The sequence below is a fragment of the Chitinophaga sp. 10T418 genome (genome assembly GCF_056394125.1).
On record NZ_JBFTHG010000001.1, the window covers coordinates 103341 to 125622 of the forward strand.

Annotated in this window: 16 protein-coding genes; 6 read left to right on the top strand and 10 right to left on the bottom strand. The window is 46.2% G+C overall.

Going from position 1 to position 22282, the window contains the following annotated elements; genetic code table 11:
- Positions 1-11: 11 nt before the first annotated feature.
- The 7 genes from AC1DCV_RS00385 to AC1DCV_RS00415 all read right to left on the bottom strand — a co-directional run bounded on the left by AC1DCV_RS00385 (position 12) and on the right by AC1DCV_RS00415 (position 8963).
- The gene (locus AC1DCV_RS00385) at positions 12-2591 is read right to left on the bottom strand and encodes a phosphatidylglycerol lysyltransferase domain-containing protein (protein ID WP_477021352.1); all 2580 of its coding nucleotides are present in this window, start codon (positions 2589-2591) and stop codon (positions 12-14) included.
- 110 nt (positions 2592-2701) lie between these two features.
- Positions 2702-4273 carry a T9SS type A sorting domain-containing protein gene (locus tag AC1DCV_RS00390; protein WP_477021353.1) on the bottom strand — a complete coding sequence of 524 codons (1572 nt, stop codon included), beginning with the start codon at positions 4271-4273 and terminating at the stop codon, positions 2702-2704.
- Between the two features lie 89 nt (positions 4274-4362).
- Complete coding sequence (locus AC1DCV_RS00395; protein WP_477021354.1) at positions 4363-5298, bottom strand: hypothetical protein; 936 nt, start codon at positions 5296-5298, stop codon at positions 4363-4365.
- A 33-nt stretch (positions 5299-5331) separates the two neighbouring features.
- Entirely contained in the window at positions 5332-7008 is a 1677-nt protein-coding gene (locus tag AC1DCV_RS00400) for a hypothetical protein (RefSeq protein WP_477021355.1), read from the bottom strand.
- Positions 7009-7254: 246 nt separating this feature from the next.
- Positions 7255-7695: a universal stress protein gene (locus AC1DCV_RS00405; protein ID WP_477021356.1), complete on the bottom strand. Its 441-nt coding sequence runs from the start codon at positions 7693-7695 to the stop codon at positions 7255-7257.
- Between the two features lie 40 nt (positions 7696-7735).
- Complete coding sequence (locus tag AC1DCV_RS00410) at positions 7736-8308, bottom strand: TetR/AcrR family transcriptional regulator (RefSeq protein ID WP_441572752.1); 573 nt, start codon at positions 8306-8308, stop codon at positions 7736-7738.
- 409 nt (positions 8309-8717) lie between these two features.
- On the bottom strand, positions 8718-8963 hold the full coding sequence (locus AC1DCV_RS00415) for a hypothetical protein (RefSeq protein ID WP_477021357.1): 246 nt from the start codon (positions 8961-8963) through the stop codon (positions 8718-8720).
- Between the two features lie 491 nt (positions 8964-9454).
- Between AC1DCV_RS00415 and AC1DCV_RS00420 the strand changes: the two genes are divergently transcribed.
- The 5 genes from AC1DCV_RS00420 (at position 9455) to AC1DCV_RS00440 (ending at position 17429) form a co-directional block, all read left to right on the top strand.
- Positions 9455-11251 carry an alpha-L-fucosidase gene (locus AC1DCV_RS00420; RefSeq protein WP_477021358.1) on the top strand — a complete coding sequence of 599 codons (1797 nt, stop codon included), beginning with the start codon at positions 9455-9457 and terminating at the stop codon, positions 11249-11251.
- A gap of 21 nt (positions 11252-11272) precedes the next feature.
- Positions 11273-13432 carry an alpha-galactosidase gene (locus tag AC1DCV_RS00425; protein ID WP_477021359.1) on the top strand — a complete coding sequence of 720 codons (2160 nt, stop codon included), beginning with the start codon at positions 11273-11275 and terminating at the stop codon, positions 13430-13432.
- Positions 13433-13468: 36 nt separating this feature from the next.
- Entirely contained in the window at positions 13469-14812 is a 1344-nt protein-coding gene (locus tag AC1DCV_RS00430; protein ID WP_477021360.1) for an alpha-L-fucosidase, read from the top strand.
- A 213-nt stretch (positions 14813-15025) separates the two neighbouring features.
- Entirely contained in the window at positions 15026-16486 is a 1461-nt protein-coding gene (locus AC1DCV_RS00435) for a sulfatase family protein (RefSeq protein WP_477021361.1), read from the top strand.
- A gap of 340 nt (positions 16487-16826) precedes the next feature.
- Complete coding sequence (locus AC1DCV_RS00440; protein ID WP_477021362.1) at positions 16827-17429, top strand: response regulator transcription factor; 603 nt, start codon at positions 16827-16829, stop codon at positions 17427-17429.
- A 13-nt stretch (positions 17430-17442) separates the two neighbouring features.
- On the opposite strand, the gene AC1DCV_RS00445 is transcribed toward AC1DCV_RS00440, so the two are convergent.
- The 3 genes from AC1DCV_RS00445 to AC1DCV_RS00455 are packed head-to-tail and all read right to left on the bottom strand — an operon-like array spanning position 17443 to position 19344.
- A complete protein-coding gene (locus AC1DCV_RS00445; RefSeq protein WP_477021363.1) occupies positions 17443-18108 on the bottom strand; it encodes a siderophore-interacting protein in 666 nt (221 codons plus the stop codon).
- Between the two features lie 21 nt (positions 18109-18129).
- Positions 18130-18408, bottom strand: coding sequence for a hypothetical protein (locus AC1DCV_RS00450; protein ID WP_477021364.1), 279 nt, complete (start codon positions 18406-18408; stop codon positions 18130-18132).
- A gap of 54 nt (positions 18409-18462) precedes the next feature.
- Entirely contained in the window at positions 18463-19344 is an 882-nt protein-coding gene (locus tag AC1DCV_RS00455) for an AraC family transcriptional regulator (RefSeq protein ID WP_477021365.1), read from the bottom strand.
- A gap of 475 nt (positions 19345-19819) precedes the next feature.
- Between AC1DCV_RS00455 and AC1DCV_RS00460 the strand changes: the two genes are divergently transcribed.
- Positions 19820-22276, top strand: coding sequence for a glycoside hydrolase family 2 TIM barrel-domain containing protein (locus tag AC1DCV_RS00460; RefSeq protein ID WP_477021366.1), 2457 nt, complete (start codon positions 19820-19822; stop codon positions 22274-22276).
- Positions 22277-22282: the final 6 nt, after the last annotated feature.

Consider the following 22282-nt stretch of genomic DNA (forward strand, 5'->3'; position numbering starts at 1 on the left):
GCCAACAATCCTTATGGTTGCATTACTTTGCTCAGCGCAGAAGGCAATTGTATCAGGTCAAAATCATGTTCGTATACCAGGTATTTGTTAGTCCATTCGGTAGCATATTTTTCCTTGAACTCCCGTAACCCCTGGTAGTGACGGAAAAAACGCAATTTCTCATAGGCATACTTCACCATTTTCTCCGCAGTATTTTCAGGTTGAATGATCCCGGACATTGGCACCATACCCAGGTTCAGAAAATGGAGTTCTTTTTGCTGAGCATCCTGTATCAACGCAATAATCAACGCATCCATGACGCCACCAGGCGCGTCAGAGCGCTTGCGGATAAGATCGTAGGTACATTCACCCGGTGCATAATCCGGGATCATGTTCAAAAAGGCGACTACCTGCCCTTCTGCATCGGTAACAGTAATAACATCCTGTCCACGAATACTGTCGGCATCAAAAAGACCCTGTGAAAAAGTAAGTTCCTTTACCTCATATTGCTGCAACCATTCATCGCTGACAGATTTTAACGCCTGCAGCATTGCCGGCGTTTGTGGAGCCGTATGAAAAGTAGTTACATAGCCTTTGTTGGCCAAACTATTCAACCCGTTGCGCAACGATTTTTTGTCTTTGCCACTCAGGGTAAAATTGCGTATATCCATGATGGCTTCCTGGCCAATCAGCATCTTTTTCTTTTTAAGATGACTGAAATAATAGGTGCTGTCTTCATCTACCCGATAAAAGGCAGGCCGCAGGCCCATCTTACGGCATTGTTGCTCAAACTCCTGCAATAAATCGAGTTTGTTATTTTCACTGCATACCGGTTCTTCCAGCACAATGGCAAAACTGCCCGCCACCCGGTAAGCAATAAATCCTTCATACTGATCAGATATAAACAACAGTTTATCTTGCCCTACCTTGAAGTAATCCATGGGAGAATCGCCATACTGGCTCAGGTAGAAGCGTGCTTTTTCAAGACTGGTATTGGTTTGTTGTGTTACATGCAGATAAGGACGGATGATGGTATAGAAAAGAAAAGCCCAGGCGCCTACACCCAATACCCTGATCGCCGACATAAATTCTTTTCCGAAACGGGTAACCGGCTGCAGTCCATCATCTTCCAGCAACATAAAACAGTGGAATGCATGACGTATGGATTGCTGCCAGGTAAAGTCAATCCCAAAGTGGCGCACATTCAGAAAATAAAATCCAATGGTGCCAAAAATCAATACCACAAACAAAGTAGCTAATGCCGTTACTACGCCAATATTCACCAGCTGCGGATTACTTTTTACACGGTATTGTTTGGAGGTGATCAGCAATATCACGCAGGTAACCAGCGCCAGTGAGGCTTCTTCATAGTCAAGTGCTTTTCCGATGTGGCCAAACACTGATAGCATAGATACTGCCAGCGCCACTATCCATGCACTGCGCAATCCCCGGAAAAGGAAGGTGGCTGTTACCAGTAATACCAATCCCAGGAAAACCACTAATAAATTGGTGGCATGTATGGAGGTGCCGGGAATATATGCGCGGAGCAAATGCATGCGATTGGCCAGCGGCGGGGTGAGCACAGAGAAGATATTTACCATGCCCAACAAAAAGATCAGAATTGGTGGTAATAAGCGAAGTACCAGCTCACGACCTTTCAATGCAAACGCAAACATGCCTGCAATCAGTGGCAACCAGAACTCAAACAAACGGAACAACAGTGTGATTTCCAACGCCTCTAATGTGCTGAAGCCATAGTTGCTCAGCAGATAGGCCAGTGATAATTCGATGGCGCCAAGTCCGCGCAGGAAAGGAGATATAATGAGAAAGATAGTAGCTACAATATATCCTACGCAGGCCGCTTCCAGAGAAGGGGTAACGCCAACTGCCAGCATACTCAGGTACAAATGTGCCACCCCTGCTACTTCTATCAGCACAGAAGCCAGCACCGTATTCATAAAAGCAGGTATGGATAATTGAAACGTAAAAATTTCATCTACTTGGTGCGCAGCTCCGGGAAAATATTTAACGAGCAACTGGTAGGCTTTGCCCTTTGTTTGCATGGAACGTACCAACAGTACTACGCTTAACAATAAGCCGCAAATAGCCGCCAGTCCCCAAATCGCATCTCTCATACTGCCGGCATGCAGCATGGAGTATATTACTACAGGAATACCTACCAGGAAAACAGACAATATCCCCACAAAGCCATAGATGCCGGATGCCTGATGTATCTGCTGTTTATGTAATTGCGTACGACGTAAGCTCTGTGGTAAATAGGCCAGTGAACTGATGCCACCTGCCGGCAGAAATACCGACAACAGGTTGCGTTTCAGAAAGAGCTCTGTACTTTTTATGGTGTCCAGTCTGGCGCCTACAGCGCGGAAGCTGAACACATACATGGCAGCCTGTAATAAAATATATGCCAACGTAACGGCTACACCTATTACTACCCAACCCCTGTCTGCTTTTTCAATAGCAGGAATTAACGAATACAATTCATGGCGTTGTGAACGGAAAAAATAAATGGCGAGTAATATAAATAACACCGCCAGCAGCTCTTTCAGATGAAGCTTGCGCAGGAATGCTGCAGTAAAAAATTTCTTTCTCAAAGGTTTGTAGGTTTCGTGAAATGGGTTGTTCGCACTAACCCACAAAGTTACAGTAACTTTAGTAGCCATCCCTTAACTGTGCGGAGTTTAAGCGGATTTTAATATGTTGCCTATTCCATTATTATTACTTTCTCTGTATGCAGCAGCTCATCATTTTCGCCGATAAACTGCAGGAAGTAAGTTCCTCTGGTCAGGTTGGGAGGTACATTTAGTTCATAATAATTACGTTGTTGCAATGGTTGCTGGAACTTCTGGTATATTAACCGGTGTCCTGGCACATCTACGAGCGACAGCGCCTTTATGTGCTGACTGGATCCATAATAGATATGTATCACACCACCTTGTACCGGGTTAGGCCATACGATAATATCTCCTTTGCTTTTTTTACCTTTCACCAAACGCACTGGTCCATAGAAGAAAGAACCATCTGTCATGATAACTTTGAGCCGGTAAAAGATAAAGCCGTCATTATGCGGCGCATCTACGGCATCATAGCCTACCGGATAGAAGCTAATGCCTCCAGGTGATTTGCTGTTGACAAACCCGATGGAATCAAAATTTGAGTTAGCAGCAAATCTTCGTTCAATGGCGAAGCCGCTGCAGAAATATTCTCTGCCGGTGATCCAGTGAAGGAGTACACTGTCTTCATTATCACTGCTGCGATATGCGCTGAAGAAATCCAGTGTTGTTCTGTTGGGGCTGTTCACAGTTTCTGCCACCAGGCTGGTAAAATAGTTAGACGAGCGTAGGTGTTGGAAACTCCGTGATATAGCTACTTTTTGTCTGTCTGGTGGCCCGGTGGTGTAACTGCCTGGGGTACCGGGAGCCCCTCTGATACTGGCAATATCCCATGCAGTATCCGCAAATCTGGCCAGGTAGGCTGTATTCCGGTTCGCTTCATATACGGGCCCTTCATCAGACCGATCGAAAACAAGGTGCAGACTTAATGCTGCATCGGGCTGTGACGCCGTTACTTCCCAGGTTTTATTAATACTGATGAGCAGCAGGTTATCGCCGGTAGTAAGATTTTTTCTGACACTATCGGAAACGCCTGCACGAATAGTGGTGGTGGCACCCGGATTATCCAGCACCACAGGTGTGTAGCTGGAGGGCCTTGTGCCAATAGGAAAGATGACGTTTTTATCTGCCGGGGAAATGTGGTTGCGGTAAAGGGCGCCTCCGCCAAAATTACTGCCGGTAATAATAAAATGTTGGGCAGAATAATGCATAATATTTCCGGGGGTATGATGCCCCATCACCAGGTTCCAGCCATTCAGGAAAATATATCCATTTTGCAGATCCAGTCCATTTACAATTTTAAGATCGCTGAGATCATCCAGGAAAATGCCCGGGGAATTTTCCACACTGATATTTGGGAAGCTGGGACCCTCACCGGTGGCGGCGCTGAATCCTCCGCTGATATACTGATACAGCGCAGGATTTGTTTGCATGAAGCGGAATAATCCTCCTGCTGCACTGAAGCCGTCACTGCTTTCATCCAGTATGCTGGCGTTGTTGCTGTTACGCCAGCGTAATCCATAGAAGTTTACAACGGATCCACTCACAGAAAGGATGTTGCCTTCATTGACCATATCACCAAAAACAGCAATGGTGTCTGCACTGAATATACCCATCCTGGTGTTGGGATGTAACCAGGTGGCTGACTGTGCCCGGACGGCCATATGAGCCATCAGGATGAAGCAGAAAATTAATATGGAGTATTTAAGTCTTATAACGTTAACGATTGTATGAAATTGATGAATACTTTGTTTTAATAGCCTATGACCGTGACGAATATTTTTGTGGTATTTGCGGTACTCGGTTCCAGGCCTTCAACGTTGCCGCCCAGCAGAATGCCCGTGTTCTTGCTCTCTGCGAGGAGGAAATTTATTTTGGTTAAACTATAGCCCAATATGGAAACCAACGGAGCATTGGTCACATCGGTACCACCTTTTGCGGTGGCGGTGATCGACATGATCTTGGTAAATCCTGCGTTGGAAATATCCACAGCCAGTTGTCCGGTTGCGAGCGGTGTTGCAGGCTGACTGACGGAATCTGCCCAGATCTTAATATTCTGCGATACCACACCGCCGGCATTATAAAACACCGGTGCCGTTGCAGATCTGACCACATTTCCGCTGACATCTACGCCCAACGCACCGGCTCCCACCGTGATGGTGGCGGCGCTGGTAAGATTTTCCAATCGTACGCCCGATGTATTGGCAATGCCTGTTTTTACCTGTAATAAAGAGGTAGGTGCGGTATTGCCAATACCCACATTGCCGGTGGAAGAAACCGTGAGTCGTGCTATATTATTGGTGCGGACATTAACGGCGTTTGCATTGGTGCTGCCAATAAATTTTGTGGTACTGTCTGCGAGGGCATTACCCGTCAGCAGCCATTGGTTGTTGCTGACAGCAGTGCTATCCGCCAGTTTTGACCAGGAACCATTCCGCCGGATCAGTAAACTACTGGCCGGTTTGTAATAGATAATCATACCATCCGGAGAGGCGGGAAGTGGTGCTAACGTAGTATCCGTAATCCTGGGCAATAGCAGGCCCTGATTGGTGGTATTCAGTTCCAGCAGTGCGGCTTTAATCGCGGAAGACGTGGGGTCTCCCAGCTTGAGCTGTTGCGCATGTACCTGTACAAGCAGCAACAGCAGCGCGCATAGCAGTATGCTGCTTTTAATTCTTGCTTTCGGCATGAATAACAATTTACGGGTAACAATAAAGAGGGTTTACTTTCTGATCACATACCAGTTAGTGCCATCTGTTTGAATTGTTACGTAGGTATAATTGTTATAAATCACGTAAGAAGTACTGCCTTCGATCTGGGCGCCACCTGAAGGTTGCAGTGTAACTGCATTATCGATGGTGCCGGAGATTTTTTTAATAGTATATACTCTACCGATAATATTTGCTACCGGTGGCAGGGTGATGGTAGTATTCGCTCCGGTGGCATTTACCAGCAATGTGTTATCTGTTTCTGCCAGCGCCTCTGTAGTATTGGTGGTAGTACGGATGTTCAGTGACATGGAACCACTTACCTGCAGGGTGGAGTTAGGGGCTGTGCCGGCGCCTACAATGGCATTTTTGGCAACAGCCAATGTATCACGGATTGTTTTAAAACCTGCAAAGGTCTGGGTAGAGTCATTCACTACACCACGGGCAGTAGCACTCGCATCCGGAATATTCAGGGTGAGGGTGTTGGTCACGCTGGTACTATCCAATGCAATATCGGTTCCTGCTTTGCCGGTTTTGATATAGATATTAGGGCCGGTTTGGTTATTGATTCTGCGGATGCCTACGGAGAAAGCGGCGGAATCAACGTCTCTTTTTTCCAGTGCGCCGGTAACAGGATTTCTGAAGAGTACAGTGGTAGTAGCTGTGCTTACATTAGGAGGTGCGGTGTTCAGGGTAACATTGCCGGTAATATTGGCGCCACCAGCAGTTACTTTGATGCCATTGTTGATGGTAGCTTGCCCGGTTACGCCTAGTCCGGTCACGATGCTCACACTGTCGTTAAATGTTTTGGCGCCACCAAAGGTTTGGGCCACTGCGGATATGCCACCGGGGGTGGTAGCTGTGGCGGCCACCAGGTGAAGCACACCGGCGGCGCTGTCCAGTACCAGACCATCAGGACTGCCGGGAGTAAGTATAAATGCACCGATAGTAATGGCTTTTTGCTTGGTGCTGAAGGATAACCAATCCGCATACGTGAGTAAACCCGTTCTGGCACTGGCAGTACCTACTATCGGGATATTCAGGGAAATGGTACTATCCGCGGGAGTAGTCGTCACCCCAAAGTTTGCATTGAGGGTATCCGCCTTGATGGTGAATCCCTGTCTTGCTACACCATTGAGTGTGCGGATCGCGTCTGTAAATGCCGCTGCCGAAAGGTTCCGTTGATTAATGGTTCCTGTGGCAGGATCTATCATCAGTACGCTGACGAGGGTAGCGCTGGCAGGCACCTGTTTCAGCGCCACGGTCTGGGTATTACTGATATTAATGGCTTCTGCGGCATTGGTACGGATCGACAATGCCTGGTTGTCGGTAGTCCCCAGGTAGTTGTTTGTGGGATTGGTACCTGTATTGCCTTTCAGTAGCCAGGTGCCGGCGGAAGCGTTTAAGCTATCCACCAGTTTTGACCAGTAGCCGGCGCGTCTTACGAGTAAGCTCTGGCTCGGGGTGTGATAAATGATCATCCCGTCTGGTGCCGTGCTAAGTGGAGCAAGCGTGGTATCCAGGATACGGGGCAGCAATAAGCCCTGTCGGAGACTTTCCAGTTCCAGGATAGATGCTTTGTTGATAGTTGCCGGGTTGTCACCGATTTTTAGCTGTGCAAACGCGGCTGGGGCAGACAAAAAAAAGACTAATACCAGCAGCAAACCTTTTGAGGTGTAATTTTTCTTCATAGCAGCGATTTAGAGATGAAGGGAAAGTTGTGTCAATAGAAATCCTTAACCAGTTTTTGGGGCTGGAAGGAGGGTAGTAGGACCGTAGATGTACATTAATTATTCCTTATAAATATAAGCTTTATCATGCGTTTATGCGGCAGCGTAGTGATAAAAAAATCCCGGCGAAGCCGCCGGGATCCTGCAACAGGCAGAGCCTTTGCTGTTGTGGTTTTATTGATTGTTGAGTAGTAGTTGTTGGGCTGACTAGTGTTCCTGCTGATTGTAGGGCACCACCAATACTGGTATGCGTGAATGCCGGATAATATATTCCGCATTGCTGCCAAGCAGCATGTGATCCAGGCCGGTTCTGCCATGTGTACCTACTACCAGCATGGTAGTATTGCCATTATGTGCCTGTTCCAGTGTTTCATTTTTAGGGTTCCCGGTGGTTACCAGGATTTGGATATTATTATTGTCCGGATAATTTTGTTTGTAGGCTTCCAGTCTTTCCGTTACTTCGCGGATGCGTGCCGGGATATCATCTGTAAATACAGGGCCGGCCTCTGGTAAACCTAAGCCTATGCCTATTTCTACTACGGAAAAGAGCGTAACCGATGCCTTCATTTTATTGGCCAGTTCTAAGCCTGTCCTGATCAGGCTTTCTGAAAAGCTGCTCAGGTCTACTGCGATCATGATGTCTGACATATGCATGGTGTATTTATTGTGAATAATTATTCATTATAGTTTATGCTTTCAGCGCATCCCAGCAAAGATCAAAAGTGGTGTTTACCCGGCTTCTGTTCAGGGTAATGCCGCTGTAATGTGTTTGTTTCACCAGTTCATTCATGGTGCCTATCATAAAGGTGAGTAACAACCCGGTATCCACCTGTTTGATCAGCTGTTCTTTCTTACCTCTTTCCATGAGTTCATAGAAGGGGGCAGACAGCTGTTGCGCCTTCTCCCGCGTGTCGGCGGTGATAAAAGGCGAATGGTAACATTGTTCCAGGAAAACGACTTCTTCGAAATTTGCCAGCTTGTAGCGTAAGATGTTCAGCCAGATGTGTCTGAATCCGAGTTTGAACGGAATTTGTGGTTGATAGCCTTTAAAAGCTACCTGTACGGAATTTCCTCTGCAGGCGGCAAACAGTGCATTGATCAACTCATCCTTGCTCTTGAAGTAAACATAGAGGGTGCCGGTAGCTATCCCGGCCTCTTTGGAAATATCTCCCATCGTCATGCCTGACAATCCTTTCCTGGTCACCAGCTTGAGTGCTGCCTGGAAGATCTGCGCTACTTTTTTATCATCTTTCAGTTTCACCCTACAAAGATAAGTGAATATATATTCATTTTCAAGGCAAAAAGAAAGCCTCCGCAGTGGAAACCGCAAAGGCGCTGTAGCTAGATGATGATTAAATCAAAAACCCATTGGTCGTCAGACCGGTGGGTGCTTGTTTTATCTCTGGAGGCAGGGTGGAAACATCTCCATGAAGGCTCCTATGGACAATAAAATAACCCCGTCGGCCTGGAGAAGCCAACAGGTACTGCTGAGATATTTGTTAGTTGTATGCATTTTTCAGTTATCGTGAATATTTGCGTAGTCCTGACAATGGTTTCCTGCCGGAGAAGCGCAAAACGATGCCACAATATTAAGCGGAAGCGTTCCTTGGAGAGTTAACCGAACCTAAACAAGAATTGAAATAACGAGAGAGCCGGGGGGAGTTGGAATGTTACAGATCTGGGCCTGCCTGCTGCCCGAAAGCCTGCATCATGGATATTTTAGAAGGAATTTTATCCTCATTGTCTCTGCATACGCTTTTAAGATATAATGCAGTAAGAACACCCATCATTGCAGTCAGCATTACCTCTTCATTATGGTGATGCTGTCGATCATATGCCTGAAATCCGCTATGTACATACAGTATCCCTGGAGCAGAGGTGGACTTGATGCGGGGATGAGGTCCGGAACTGGCCATAGTAGCGCAGCTATAGCAGACTGTAGCAGGAAAAAAATGTATTGTTTAAAGAAAGCAGGTAAAAAGGGTTTATTCATCAAAATATCTCCAGGAGGCAATGTTGAAAAAAGATATCTCCCTGGTTTTCAACCTGAATCGCCGGGAGCCGGGTAAAAATAAGAAACCCCTGCTGATGACATACAGCAGAGGCTTTTAAAACATTCACATGGCACCTTGGTATTGCACCAGATGCTTATAACACATTATAGCCTATTAATAGCTTAAATAAGATGATTGCTTAATCTGGAAAGTTACATTAATGCTTAGGTAGTGTAACTTGTCTGTTATCGAAATTAACTATTACTCCTGGTAATATTCGTTAACCGTTGGTTAATAACATCACACTTCGTTTAATTGTACCATTTTCCCTTTCCCTGATACCATTTTCCATGCATTTGCTTATACCGGAGGATATGTATATTTTTTACGGCTGGTTACTAAAATTCAGAGTTATGTTCCATAGGGTTCCATGTTTATTGTTGTTTCTATGCCTGTTCATGCACGCCAAAATGCATGCACAGGATATGCCTGATATGTGGAACAAGGCGGCCACTGCTAATCCGGCTCATCCGGGATTAAAATGGTTCCAGCAAGCTAAATTCGGACTATTCATACACTGGGGGCTTTATTCCAAACTGGCCGGCAGCTGGCACGACAGCAGCTACTATGGTAGCGGCGAATGGATTATGGACCGCGCCAAAGCACCAGCCGCAGAATATGCCAAAGTAGCTCAATCATTCAACCCCGTTGGCTTTGACGCAAAAGAGTGGGCAGAAACAGCAAAAGAAGCCGGTATTAAATACCTGGTCGTCACCGCCAAACATCATGAAGGCTTCAGTATGTTCGATTCCAAAGTAACGGACTTCGATATCATGGATGCCTCCCCTTATAAGAAGGATCCGATGAAAGCCCTGTCGGTTGCATGCAAGGCGCAGGGAATACCATTCGGATTTTATTACTCCCAGTTCCTCGACTGGCACGAACCTAATGGTGGTGGCAACAACTGGGATTTTAATAATAAAGAGAAAGATTACCAGGAATATTATCGCACCAAATCAATACCACAGTTAAAAGAACTACTCACCAACTATGGTCCATTGGGCCTGGTATGGTTTGATATGCCCGGCGGGTTAACGACCGAACAAACCCGGCTGATGATAGATAGTTTGCGTGTATTGCAACCCGGCTGTTTATTCAGCAGCAGGGTAGGGCATGACCTGGGCGACTACCGCGATTTCGGCGACTCTGAAGTTCCTCCGGTACCTATTGCCGGCGCCTGGGAATCTATTTATACCCACAACGATTCCTGGGGGTATATTCAACACGACCTCAACTTTAAATCTCCCGAAGAGATAATTCATCTTCTTTCCAATGTAGCCTCCAAAGGAGGTAACCTGATGCTCAACGTGGGGCCGGATGGCAATGGTAAATGGCCAGCCTATTCTGTGGCCTACCTGAAAGCAACCGGTAAATGGCTGCAGACATACGGCGAAAGTATTTACGGCACTACCTGGGGCCTCATTCCGGCACAACCCTGGGGTGTAACCACCAGCAAGCCAGGTAAATTATTTTTACATGTATGGCAAATGCCCGCCAACAGACAATTGCGGGTACCTGGCATTACGGCAAAAATCAAATCGGTGAAAATACTGGGCAGCAATAAGGTGCTCACCTGGAAACAATTACCGGAAGAAACCATTATTCAGATGCCTATAACGCTGCCGGATACACGAAATACGGTGCTGCTGATGGAATACAGCGGACAACAACCCGACCTGTCACAGCTCCGTACACAAACCGTTAGTAACGAATATCCGCATGCGGAAATACCTGCTGTATGGGCTGTTTTCAACGGCGCCGCCAAAAGTAAACTGTTTACCTATTCCCATTATTTCGGCGACTGGAAACATGATAACTGTATTACCGGTATGGTGACGCCTGACGATGCCATTGTATTTCCACTGGACATACAGGATGCCGGAGATTATAAAATTATACTCGACTATGCCTGTGAACCAGGCAGTGCTTCTCAACAGGGGATGGTAACCGTTGGCGGACAACAACTTTCTTTCCTGACGCTGACGACAGGTACCTACGACAGTCACAAACCGATGCAGTTTATTCAACATGCCGTTGGCATTGTACATATTGATAAAGCCGGTAAACAAAACCTGGCAGTAAAGCCGGTATCCGGTAATAAAAGTGAGCTATGTTGGTTGAGGAAAATTATCCTGCAGCCCGTAAAATAATTTTATAAGAATAGCATGAACATGAAAAAAACTAACCTCCTGGCAGGACTGGTTACCTGTTTGTATTCCGGTATGTTACTGGCACAGGTGAAGCCACCGGTAAATGACTGGTTGATTAATCGTCAGCCCTACACCGCTGCTGTTACAGAAAAGGGTAAAGAAATTACACTCAGCAATGGTTTGCTGAGTCGCAGTTTTCGTATAACCCCCAACGTGATATGCACGGATTATCGTAACCTGGTAAGCGGAGAACAATTACTGCGTGCAGTGAAACCGGAAGCAAGGATAACAGTGAACGGACACGACTATATGATTGGTGGAGCGCAGGGACAGCCGCAGCAGGCCTATCTGTTGCCAGCCTGGCTGGATAAGCTGCAGGCGGGTAAATCAGATTTCATGTACAAAGGCCACCAGGTGACCAGCATTGCCCCCTACTTAAAATGGACCGCACATGGTTGGTGTACAAATCCCAAACAACCTACCGGTAAAGCGCTGATCTTCTCCTACGAGGCACAGGCGCCCGAGCTGAAAGGACTATTGGTGAAAGTACACTATGAAATATTTGATGGCATCCCTTTATTATCTAAATGGCTGGAAATAACCAACCAGAGCGGGGAGCCCGTTAAACTGCAACAGGTAGTGAATGAAATACTGGCTACGCCGGAAGAAGAATCGGCAGTAGTAGGTGGCGTAAATAAAATGCGCGTACCACATGGCATCTATATTGAAAGTAACTACGCTTTTAATAACGCCATGAAAGCAAATCTCAGCGACCAGACCACGCACTGGAAGGCCGATAGCACTTACACTTCACAGGTGAATTATGACTACCAAACGCCCTGTGTGCTGGAAGTATATCCAATAGTACCAGTTGGCATTACCATGGCTGCAGGAGAACATTTTGAATCTGTACGTACTTACGAGTTACTATTGGATGGCTACGACAGAGAACGCAATGGTCTGGCTCAACGCCGTATGTACAGCACCATTGCACCGTGGACAACGGAGAATCCCATTTTCATGCACCTGGTAAGCACAGATCCTGTAAAAGTAAAAGCAGTCATTGACCAATGTGCGGCTACCGGCTATGAAGGTGTGATCCTGAGCTTTGGCAGTGGTTTAAATATGGAAGATACCAGCGCCGCCAACATCGCGAAATTTAAAGCACTGGCGGATTATGCGCATAGCAAAAAAGTACTGCTGGGCGGTTACTCCCTGTTTTCGAGCAGGCGTATCAGTGAGGAAGATGATGTAATTAGTCCTGTTACCGGCAAACGTGGTGGCGCCTTCTTTGGCAATGCCCCTTGTCTGGGAAGTAAATGGGGATTGGGTTACGTGCAGGAGTTAAAGCGTTTTATCAGTGGTACCGGCTTTGATATTTTTGAAAATGATGGTCCATATCCAGGGGATGTATGCGCCTCCACCACGCATCCCGGACATACCGGCCTGGAAGATTCCCAATGGAAACAAATGCAGTTGCAGAAAGCGCTTTACCATTGGTGTAATGAAAGAGGTGTTTATGTAAATGCACCTGACTGGTACTTTATGGATGGCACCAATAAAATTGCGCTGGGCTACCGGGAAGTGAATTTTTCCCTGCCAAGAGCAGAACAGTTGATCCTGAACAGGCAGAATATTTTTGATGGCACCTGGGAAAAAACACCTTCCATGAGCTGGGGATTTGTACCACTCAGTGAATACCAGGGTGGTGGCGCTGCTGCAACGCTGGAGCCGCTGAAAGATCACCTGGATTCCTATGAGCAACTGATGGTACAATACTATGGCGCCGGTGTACAGGCTTGTTATCGCGGTCCACGTTTATACGATACCGATAGTACCAAAACAGTTGTTAAAAATATGATCAGCTGGTATAAAAAATACCGGGATATACTCAATACCGATATTATCCACCTTCGCCGCGCCGATGGCCGTGATTGGGATGGCATCATGCACGTAAGTCCCACATTGCCGCAAAAGGCAGTGATCATGTTGTACAATCCAACAGAGCAGGCAATTGTACGGGAACTGACTTTACCGATGTATTATACCGGCGCCACGCAAAGCGTGCGTATCAGGGAAAAAGAAGGTGCGTCAAAAGCGTATACCCTTGACCGTGAATACCAGGCGCATGTGAAAGTAACCATTCCTGCGGCGGGTTATACGTGGCTGGTAGCAGAATAAAAATGTATCAAACCAAATTAGCATAATTAATTAGTTATGAAAAAACTATCACTCTGTGCAGTTACTTTCCTCCTGTTCCTCCTGCAGGTACAGGCCCAGGAAAAGAAAATTTTTAATGAAACGCCCGAGCAAAAAGAACAAAGATTGGCGTGGTGGGTAAATGACCGTTTCGGTATGTTTATTCATTGGGGGCTGTATTCTATGCCTTCCCGCCACGAATGGGTAAAGAGTAATGAGCATCTCACAGACGCCGATTATCAGAAATATTTTGATCTGTATAATCCTGATCTGTACAATCCAAAAGAGTGGGCCCGTCAGGCGAAGGCTGCCGGGATGAAGTATGCGGTGATCACCACCAAACACCATGAAGGCTTTTGTTTGTTTGATTCTAAATTTACGGATTATAAAGCGCCAAATACAGCAGCCAAAAGAGACCTGATCAAGGAATTTGTAGAAGCTTTCCGCGCAGAAGGATTGAAAGTAGGGTTCTATTATTCCCTGATCGACTGGCATCATCCGGATTACACCATTGACCGGGTGCATCCGCAACGCCCCAATGATCCAAAGGATTACGAGCGCCTGAACAAAGGTCGTGATATGGAAAAATACCGGGCTTATCTGAAAAACCAGGTGAAAGAACTGATGACTAATTATGGTAAAATTGATATCCTGTGGACAGACTTTTCTTTCCCTGGTGAGAACGGTAAAGACCATAACGACTGGAATTCACTGGAGCTGATAAAAATGATCCGTAAACTGCAGCCAGGCATTATTGTTAACGATCGCCTGGATTTGGGAGAATACGAAGATGGCGGCGACTTTGCTACACCGGAGCAATACAAAGTATCCGAATGGCCTACCCGTAATGGCAAGCGTATTCATTGGGAAACCTGTCAGACCTTTTCCGGTTCGTGGGGTTATTACCGTGATGAAACTTCCTGGAAGGATAATAAGCAGTTACTGGTACTGCTGATAGAATCAGTGAGCAAAGGTGGTAACCTGTTGCTGAATGTAGGACCTACCTCCCGTGGTACTTTCGATAGCCGGGCACAGGATAGATTGAAAGGCATGGGTGCGTGGATGGAAGTAAACGGTCGTTCTATTTATGGTTGTACAGAGGCACCTGCAGAATTTAAGCGTCCGGACAACAGCCTGTTAACTTACAATCCTACTACCAAGCGTTTATATGTGCACCTGTTGGATTACCCGTTGCAGCGTTTTGAACTGCCTGGCCTGAAAGGGAAAGTAAAGTATGCGCAGTTGTTGAATGATGGTTCTGAAATAAAAATGCATGGTACCGATAAAGGTGATCTGGCACTGGATTTACCAGTACGTAAGCCTGATACTGAAATACCGGTAATAGAGCTGATTTTGCAGTAGGCAGAAAGCGAAAAAGCAGAAAGCGAAAAAGCTATTGAAGCGAATGACCTCAGCGTATATACTATACGTGTTAATCATTCGCTTCAATAGCTTTTTCGCTTTCTGCTTTTTCGCTTTCTGCTCTCCTCGCAAAGATTAATTTCATTTTTGATAGGAATTCTCCGGAAGATGTATATTTTTATGGTCACCATTTTTTATTGTTAAACATCCCGGATGAAGAGAGTTTATTTTTGCCTGTCTACATTATTTTTGGCGGCTGTATTATTCAGTTTCATCAAGCCTTTGCCAGTCGTTAAAAAGCCAAACATTGTGATCATCTTTATGGATGATATGGGTTACGGTGACCTGGAGTGCTTTGCTGGTACACCCTGGCATACCCCCAACTTAAACCGGCTGGCGGCGCAGGGAATGCGATTCACTTATTTTTATGCAGCACAGGCTGTATGTTCGGCTTCCAGGGCTGGTTTGCTGACGGGGTGTTACCCTAACCGGGTAGGCATCAATGGTGCTTTATCGCCGGTGGCGCCTATTGCACTTGATACTGCAGAACAAACCATTGCTACTGTATTAAAAAGCCAGGGCTACCGCACGGGCATGGTTGGGAAATGGCATCTGGGATCTAAAGAACCCTGGTTGCCATTGCAGCATGGTTTTGATGAATACCTGGGATTGCCTTATTCCAATGATATGTGGCCGGTGCATTACGATGGCAAGCCTTATGCCGATACCTCATCTAATCCCCGCAGAAAATATCCGCCGTTGCCGCTGATAGAGGGTAACAAGCCATTGAGATATATTAAAACGCTGGAAGACCAATCCCAGCTCACCACTATTTATACAGACCGGGCCTGCCGGTTTATAAAGGAGCATAAAAAGCAGCCTTTTTTTCTTTACCTGGCGCACAGTATGCCGCATGTGCCGATTGCTGTTTCTGACAAGCACAAAGGAAAAAGTAAAGATGGATTGTTTGGAGATGTGATTGAAGAAATTGACTGGTCGGTGGGGCAGGTAATGAAAACCCTGGAAGAGAATGGGTTGGCGGAAAATACGCTGGTGGTTTTTACCAGTGACAACGGGCCCTGGTTATCTTATGGCAATCATGCCGGTAATACGGGTGGTTTGCGGGAAGGCAAAGGTACTTCCTGGGAAGGAGGTTTGCGTGTACCCTGTATTATGCGCTGGCCTGGTAAAATACCTGCTGGTACTGTTTGTAATAAGATGGCTGCTAACATTGATCTGTTGCCTACCATCGCTAACTTTTGTGGTGCTGCTTTACCCACACGAAAAATTGACGGGGTGGATTTGAAATCATTATTATTTAATGAGGCAGATGCAAACCCCAGAGACGAACTGGCCGTATATTATCAGGTAAATAGTCTGGAGGCTATTCGTAAGGGTCCCTGGAAGCTGGTATTACCGCACAGGAGCAGGACCTATAAATTAAATCTGCCGGGTTATGATGGTTTCCCGGGAGCGCAACCAGAAGTAGAGGTTCCATTAGCATTATATGACATGCGTCGTGATCCGGGGGAAACCTTAGATGTACAAAAGCAGTTCCCTGAGGTGGTAAAAGAACTGCAGGGGATAGCAGAAAAGTACCGGAATGAACTCGGAGATGACCTGACCGGAAGGAAAGGAACTGAGCGAAGAACGGCCGGAAAGGTGCAATTGTAATATATATGTTTAAATATAATTTGTTTTAAATGAGAGAAGTGCCAACTTTTAAGTAGTTGATTTGTAAGCTATTACATTCCTGTTAATCCATTAAAGGGCTACGAATTACCACGTTACACGTTTGTTTTATGGCTAATATAAAACAAATTGTATATTAATATTTATTGAAAAACCATATACGTATCCGATTGACTACTGCATGTAATTGTTTCAAATTTGTTACGGGTATGGAAACCGTGTAATCTTTCCATTTATATTTTATCAGCCATACCAGCTTCCGAGAACTTGCAGTTATCAATGGGAGATTTCATATGAATATACATAACCCAAAAGGAATATTATGAAAAAAGTGCGGCCTATAAGTCCTGGTAATTTGGGAGAAGCGCGTGTTTTGGAAGTTTCGGGATTGCACAACGAATCAACAGAATTGTTACAACAATTAGCAAAAGATATCTGCAACCTGGTTTTTATGGATATAGAGATACCTGGATTGACCGCGATAGAAGCCGCCAGCATAGTAAAAGCAGCTTACCCTGATATAAATGTGCTATTGCTTACCCTGAACGACAAGGAACAGGAATTGACACCTGTGCCGGCAGCACGGCAAGGATATGAACCGGACCATGTACCTCCTGTGTCCTTGTCGGAGTTTATATCTCAGGTGTATGAGACGGCTTTGCAGTCGAATTTAGTGGCGGTTAACAAAGTGCTGGCATTTTTCCGGAAAGAGCGGCACGTCTATCAGGACCCTTATGGATTGTCGCCACGGGAGAAGGAAATTTTACGTTGCCTGGTAAATGGAGACACGTATAAGCAAATAGCTGAAGTGTGTCATATCAGTGTGGGTACAGTACGCTCCCATATCATGAATATTTATCGCAAGCTCGATGTAAATTCCCGCTCCAATGCAATTGTAAAGGCAATGAAAGAACACCTGGTCTGATGCCATAAAAGCTTTAGCCCCAGAAACCCTGTGCCTTTACTTGTCCGCCTTGCTGACGCAGCGATTTACGCACCTGCACTACCATCTTTTGATTACCTGCCACATAATAAGTCGTGTCTGCTGCGGGGAAATTGTAATGATACAACCACTCATGCAAATCGGTGAAATAGTGTCCGTTATTGGAAAGCGGTTGTACCGGCATTTCGAGTATTTGCCTGGTCATCGGACTCTCCAGTTGCAGGAAACAATGGAAATTTTGCAGGGCTGTTTTACGCTGATAGAGCGAATGAAAATGTCCTGCTGCGCTGGCATCGCCTATGCATACCAGGTGTTGGGCAGTAGTAGGTTGATGTATACCGCCACCAGGTCCTGCATAATATACTTCCTGGCCGGGTTGGAGCTGAAGTGCCCAATAGCTGCCGGCGCCATCGTGTCCGCAATCTATCAGCACAGTGGCAGACTGTGTCACCATATCCCATTGTGCTACCGTGTAATCACGATAGGTATACGGAGCTACTTCGCATTTGAGGTGTTGTGTGCTGCGGTCAGGCAGCGATTGTAGTAATTGCAGGTCTACCTGTAACAGCAAATTGCCAATGCGTGTTACGTTACGTACGGACGCAGTTTTCCCTATGCGCGACATCAGTAAACTGGTCGCCCTGTCTTTAATTGAAGGCATGAAAAGTTTATTTTTCGGGTGTTATAATTTACCTGCCATATCAGGCCAGGTTTGCAGGATAATAGTTTTGATGTTTTCAGACCGGATGGCCAGATGTTTAAAAACACCCAGCAGTTCCAGCGCAGGAACTAATTCGAGCATATCTTTTAATGCTTCCGTATAGGCCTGACCGGTAGTATCGCTGTTGTTTTCAATAATATTTACATTCGCCAGAAAGGCAGCAACAGAGCCTTTTCTGAGGGTTTGTCCGTTTATTTCTACATTGTTGATATCATCGGGTAAAATTGCTGATGGTTTCATGTGATGTCTATAATTTAAGCAAAGCTACCGGACCTGTCGTTACCCGTTATTATACTATTCCGGGTTATAATTATACTTTTCCCGGCTGGAGATACGGAAGGCGAGTGGAGTTTGTCCGGTATGCTGTTTGAAGAAACGATTGAAGTAAGTCACTTCATTAAATTGCAGATACCACGCAATTTCTTTAATGCCATGGGTGGAATGCAACAACATACGTTTAGCTTCCAGTATACGCCTCGCCGCCAGCAGTGCAGACGCTGTTTGCCCCGTTTCCTGCTTCACCACCTCATTCAGGTGATCGGTGGTCACATGCAATGCCCGTGCATAATCACCGCAACTGCTCCAGCTTAGTAAATGTACCTCCATTAACTCCCGGTAGCGTGTCAATAACTCCGGCTGTAATTGTTTGCTGGTAGCATTTTCCGGTAAGTAACGCGTAAAAAGCGTGAGTAACAGGGCCAGGTAATGTTGCAACACCGGTTGTTGCAATGCCTTGCGATGATTGAACTCCTGCAATAATCGCTGACATAAATACCAGATCTCTTTATATCCTTCCGGATCAGGTGTGATTGCCTTTTCCATACATACTGGTAACGCCGGGGCTCCCGGTGGCAGAAATTCTGATGTAAAGGAAATCAGGAACAGGTCTGATACCAGTATAATATCCTGTGGTAAATGTATCTGCCAGGGGGAGAGTAAAAAAATACTCTCCGGCGGCATCTCTACCTGCCGGAAATCTACCATATGCTGACTACGCTGATGGCCGGTAACGGCCAGCGTGTAAAATTCGTGCCGGTGCGCCTGGGTCAGATCCGCATGCGGATGATGATGATCCTCCCCGGCTGTTTTGTAATGAACATCTATCATCAGACCAGGAACAACCAGCAAATCCTCCAAACGGTAAGATGTGATGACGGGTTGTTTATCCTTCTTCATAACTGCAAATTAAATCTATCTGCCGGTACTGTATCATGTTCCGAAATATGGGTTAAGTCAAATACAGGTATCACTTCGTGACAATGGTTAAAAGCCTTTAGTCCCGCCGTCCAATATCCTGCTCTTTTAACCAGACGAATGAAAAAAATAATTATTGTAGTCCCTCCCCTGAAAAAGATACCTGAAATAGGTAAAATTGCATACATTTATCTGCAACCGATTGCATAGTTTAGGATTTTATTAGCGCAACAAATCTGACAATACCTGTAAATAATGAGAATAGTACTGATTTCAGCGCCTGAATATTTTTTTGCAAACGTTTGCTATTAATTGATTGAATTCCATAAATGAAAAGTTTACTGCCACTGATCAAAACAGGGCAGGAATTCCTGCCAGATAAAGTATAATAATAAAAAGAAGGCAGACAAGGACTTGTCGCCAGATTTATTCCGGTTATAAAAACAACTGTACGAAAATGTTGATAAGAAGAATAGCTGCCTGCTATGCTATCCTGGCGGCACTACTTTATTCCACACGCGTAACGGCCCAGCAATCTGCCCGTATTAACCAGTCCTGGGAATTCCTGCAGGGTGACCTGGGCGGTATCTGGGAGGCAGTAAGGCCCGCTGCAGAAGGTAGCCCTGAATCTGTGCCCTTGTGGAAAACCATTACACTCCCACATTGCTTTAATGCCAGAGATGCTGTAGACCCGGATCAAAACTACTACGAAGGGCCAGGTTGGTACAGGACCTTACTGGATATCAACAACCCCTACGATAAAGGACGTACGCTGCTGCACTTCGAAGGCGCTGGGCAAAAAACTACCCTATATGTATACACGACAAAAGTGGCGGCCCATACCGGCGGCTATGATGAATGGTCGGCCGACATCACCACAGCCGTGAATGACTTTCTTCAATCGCCGGCAGCAAAACGTTACAAAGGAAAAATACCCATCTCTATCCGTTGCGATAATACCCGCGACCTGGAAATGATTCCTTCCGATATGTCTGATTTTAATGTATACGGCGGATTATACCGGTATGTAAATATCGTATATGCCCCCGCGTTATCCTTTGATGCATTTCACGTACAGGAAGAAACAGACGCCGCAGGAAAAGAAGGTATACTGCATATCAGCACCGCCTTTTCCGATGCGGAAAACATCACCACCGGCACGCTGGAACTGCGTGTACTGGACCCGCAGCATCATATCATCAAAACAATTAAACAAACAATTATCCCCACAAAGAACATACAACAACTATCCGTCATCAGTGTTAAAAAGCCACAGCTATGGTCGCCTGATCAACCACAGCTGTATACGGTGGAAGCCACTTTAACCAGTGCCGCAGGCGTGGCTACCTGGTCAGGGCAAACCGGTTTCCGGCATTTTGAATTTGTAACACAGGGCCCGTTTTTACTGAATGGCAAACGCCTCCTGCTACATGGTACTCACCGCCATGAAGATCATGCCGGCGCAGCCGCTGCAATGACGGAAGACATGATCCGTCAGGAAATGATCCTGATAAAAAAGATGGGCGCCAATTTTATCCGCCTCGGCCACTATCAGCAATCACGCATTGTGTTAAACCTCTGTGACAGCCTGGGCATCCTTGTATGGGAAGAAATTCCCTGGTGCAGGGGAGGGCTGGGTGGAGAAGTATATAAGGCACAGGCCAGAAGAATGCTGACGAACCTCATTTCCCAACATCGCAACCATCCTGCGGTGATATTATGGGGCCTGGGCAATGAAAACGACTGGCCAGGCGATTTCCCCGAGTTCGATAAACAACAGATCCGCGCGTTTATGTCGGAGCTGAATACACTCGCACATCAGCTGGACAGTACCCGCAAAACCACCATCCGCCGTTGTGATTTCTGTAAGGATATTGTAGATGTTTACTCTCCATCTATATGGGCTGGCTGGTATCGTGGCCGCTACACAGAATATAAACAGGAAAGCCTGAACGAAATAGCCAAAGTACCACATTTCTTTCATGCGGAATGGGGGGCCGACAGCCACCAGGGACGCTATGCAGAGGAGCCGGAAAAATTCATTAAACAGATAGCTACCGGTAAAGGTGCCGATGAACGCACCGGTGATTTTGCTCTCACCGGTGGTAATGCCCGCGCATCAAAAGATGGTGACTGGTCAGAGTCGTATGCAGTGAACCTGGTCGACTGGCACCTGAAAGAACAGGAAACCATGCCGCAGCTGACCGGTTCCGCCTACTGGGTTTTCAAAGATTTTTCTACTCCATTGCGTCCTGAAAATCCCGTACCTTATGTAAACCAGAAAGGTATCGTTGCCCGTGATCTCAGCCCTAAAGAAATATATTATGTATTTCAGTCTTACTGGACCAAACAGCCCATGGCACACATCCTGGGCCATGCCTGGCCGATACGTTGGGGAAAAGAAGGAGAAGAAAAAGAGATCCGTGTATACTCCAATTGTACCGAAGCTGAATTGTTTGTAAACGGAAAAAGTGCGGGTATCCGCAAACGCAACAATCCCGATTTTCCTGCTGCCGGGCTGCGCTGGAAGGTGGCGCTGATCACCGGTAATAACGTAGTGAAAGTAATTGCCCGCAACGGAAAACAAACCATCACTGATGAAGTAAACTGGCAATATCAAACTGCTTCCTGGACAGCACCTGTGAAACTGATACTGGAACATACCGGCAACCTGGTGAAGGTGAAGGCAGTAGACGCGGCCGGCGTATTATGCCTGGATGCCGCCAACGAAATAGCATTTTCTATTGCCGGTAACGGCCGGCTGATAGACGATCTGGGCACTGCCGGAGGATCACGCAAAGTACAACTGGCCAACGGACAAGCGAGTATTCGTGTAGCCGTTAACGATGGAGCCGCGGTAGTAGCGGCTACCAGCAAAGGAATGGAAACTGGTATGACTCAAATTAAAAAATAATGAATT

Coding starts and splice junctions, on each gene's coding strand:
- AC1DCV_RS00425 (WP_477021359.1), top strand. CDS start 11,273: ATGAAAAAAACTAACCTCCTGGCAGGACTGGTTACCTGTTTGTATTCC.
- AC1DCV_RS00455 (WP_477021365.1), bottom strand. CDS start 19,344: ATGAAGAAGGATAAACAACCCGTCATCACATCTTACCGTTTGGAGGAT.
- AC1DCV_RS00420 (WP_477021358.1), top strand. CDS start 9,455: ATGTTCCATAGGGTTCCATGTTTATTGTTGTTTCTATGCCTGTTCATG.
- AC1DCV_RS00400 (WP_477021355.1), bottom strand. CDS start 7,008: ATGAAGAAAAATTACACCTCAAAAGGTTTGCTGCTGGTATTAGTCTTT.
- AC1DCV_RS00390 (WP_477021353.1), bottom strand. CDS start 4,273: ATGGCCGTCCGGGCACAGTCAGCCACCTGGTTACATCCCAACACCAGG.
- AC1DCV_RS00435 (WP_477021361.1), top strand. CDS start 15,026: ATGAAGAGAGTTTATTTTTGCCTGTCTACATTATTTTTGGCGGCTGTA.
- AC1DCV_RS00450 (WP_477021364.1), bottom strand. CDS start 18,408: ATGAAACCATCAGCAATTTTACCCGATGATATCAACAATGTAGAAATA.
- AC1DCV_RS00440 (WP_477021362.1), top strand. CDS start 16,827: ATGAAAAAAGTGCGGCCTATAAGTCCTGGTAATTTGGGAGAAGCGCGT.
- AC1DCV_RS00430 (WP_477021360.1), top strand. CDS start 13,469: ATGAAAAAACTATCACTCTGTGCAGTTACTTTCCTCCTGTTCCTCCTG.
- AC1DCV_RS00445 (WP_477021363.1), bottom strand. CDS start 18,108: ATGCCTTCAATTAAAGACAGGGCGACCAGTTTACTGATGTCGCGCATA.
- AC1DCV_RS00415 (WP_477021357.1), bottom strand. CDS start 8,963: ATGGCCAGTTCCGGACCTCATCCCCGCATCAAGTCCACCTCTGCTCCA.
- AC1DCV_RS00405 (WP_477021356.1), bottom strand. CDS start 7,695: ATGTCAGACATCATGATCGCAGTAGACCTGAGCAGCTTTTCAGAAAGC.
- AC1DCV_RS00395 (WP_477021354.1), bottom strand. CDS start 5,298: ATGCCGAAAGCAAGAATTAAAAGCAGCATACTGCTATGCGCGCTGCTG.
- AC1DCV_RS00460 (WP_477021366.1), top strand. CDS start 19,820: ATGTTGATAAGAAGAATAGCTGCCTGCTATGCTATCCTGGCGGCACTA.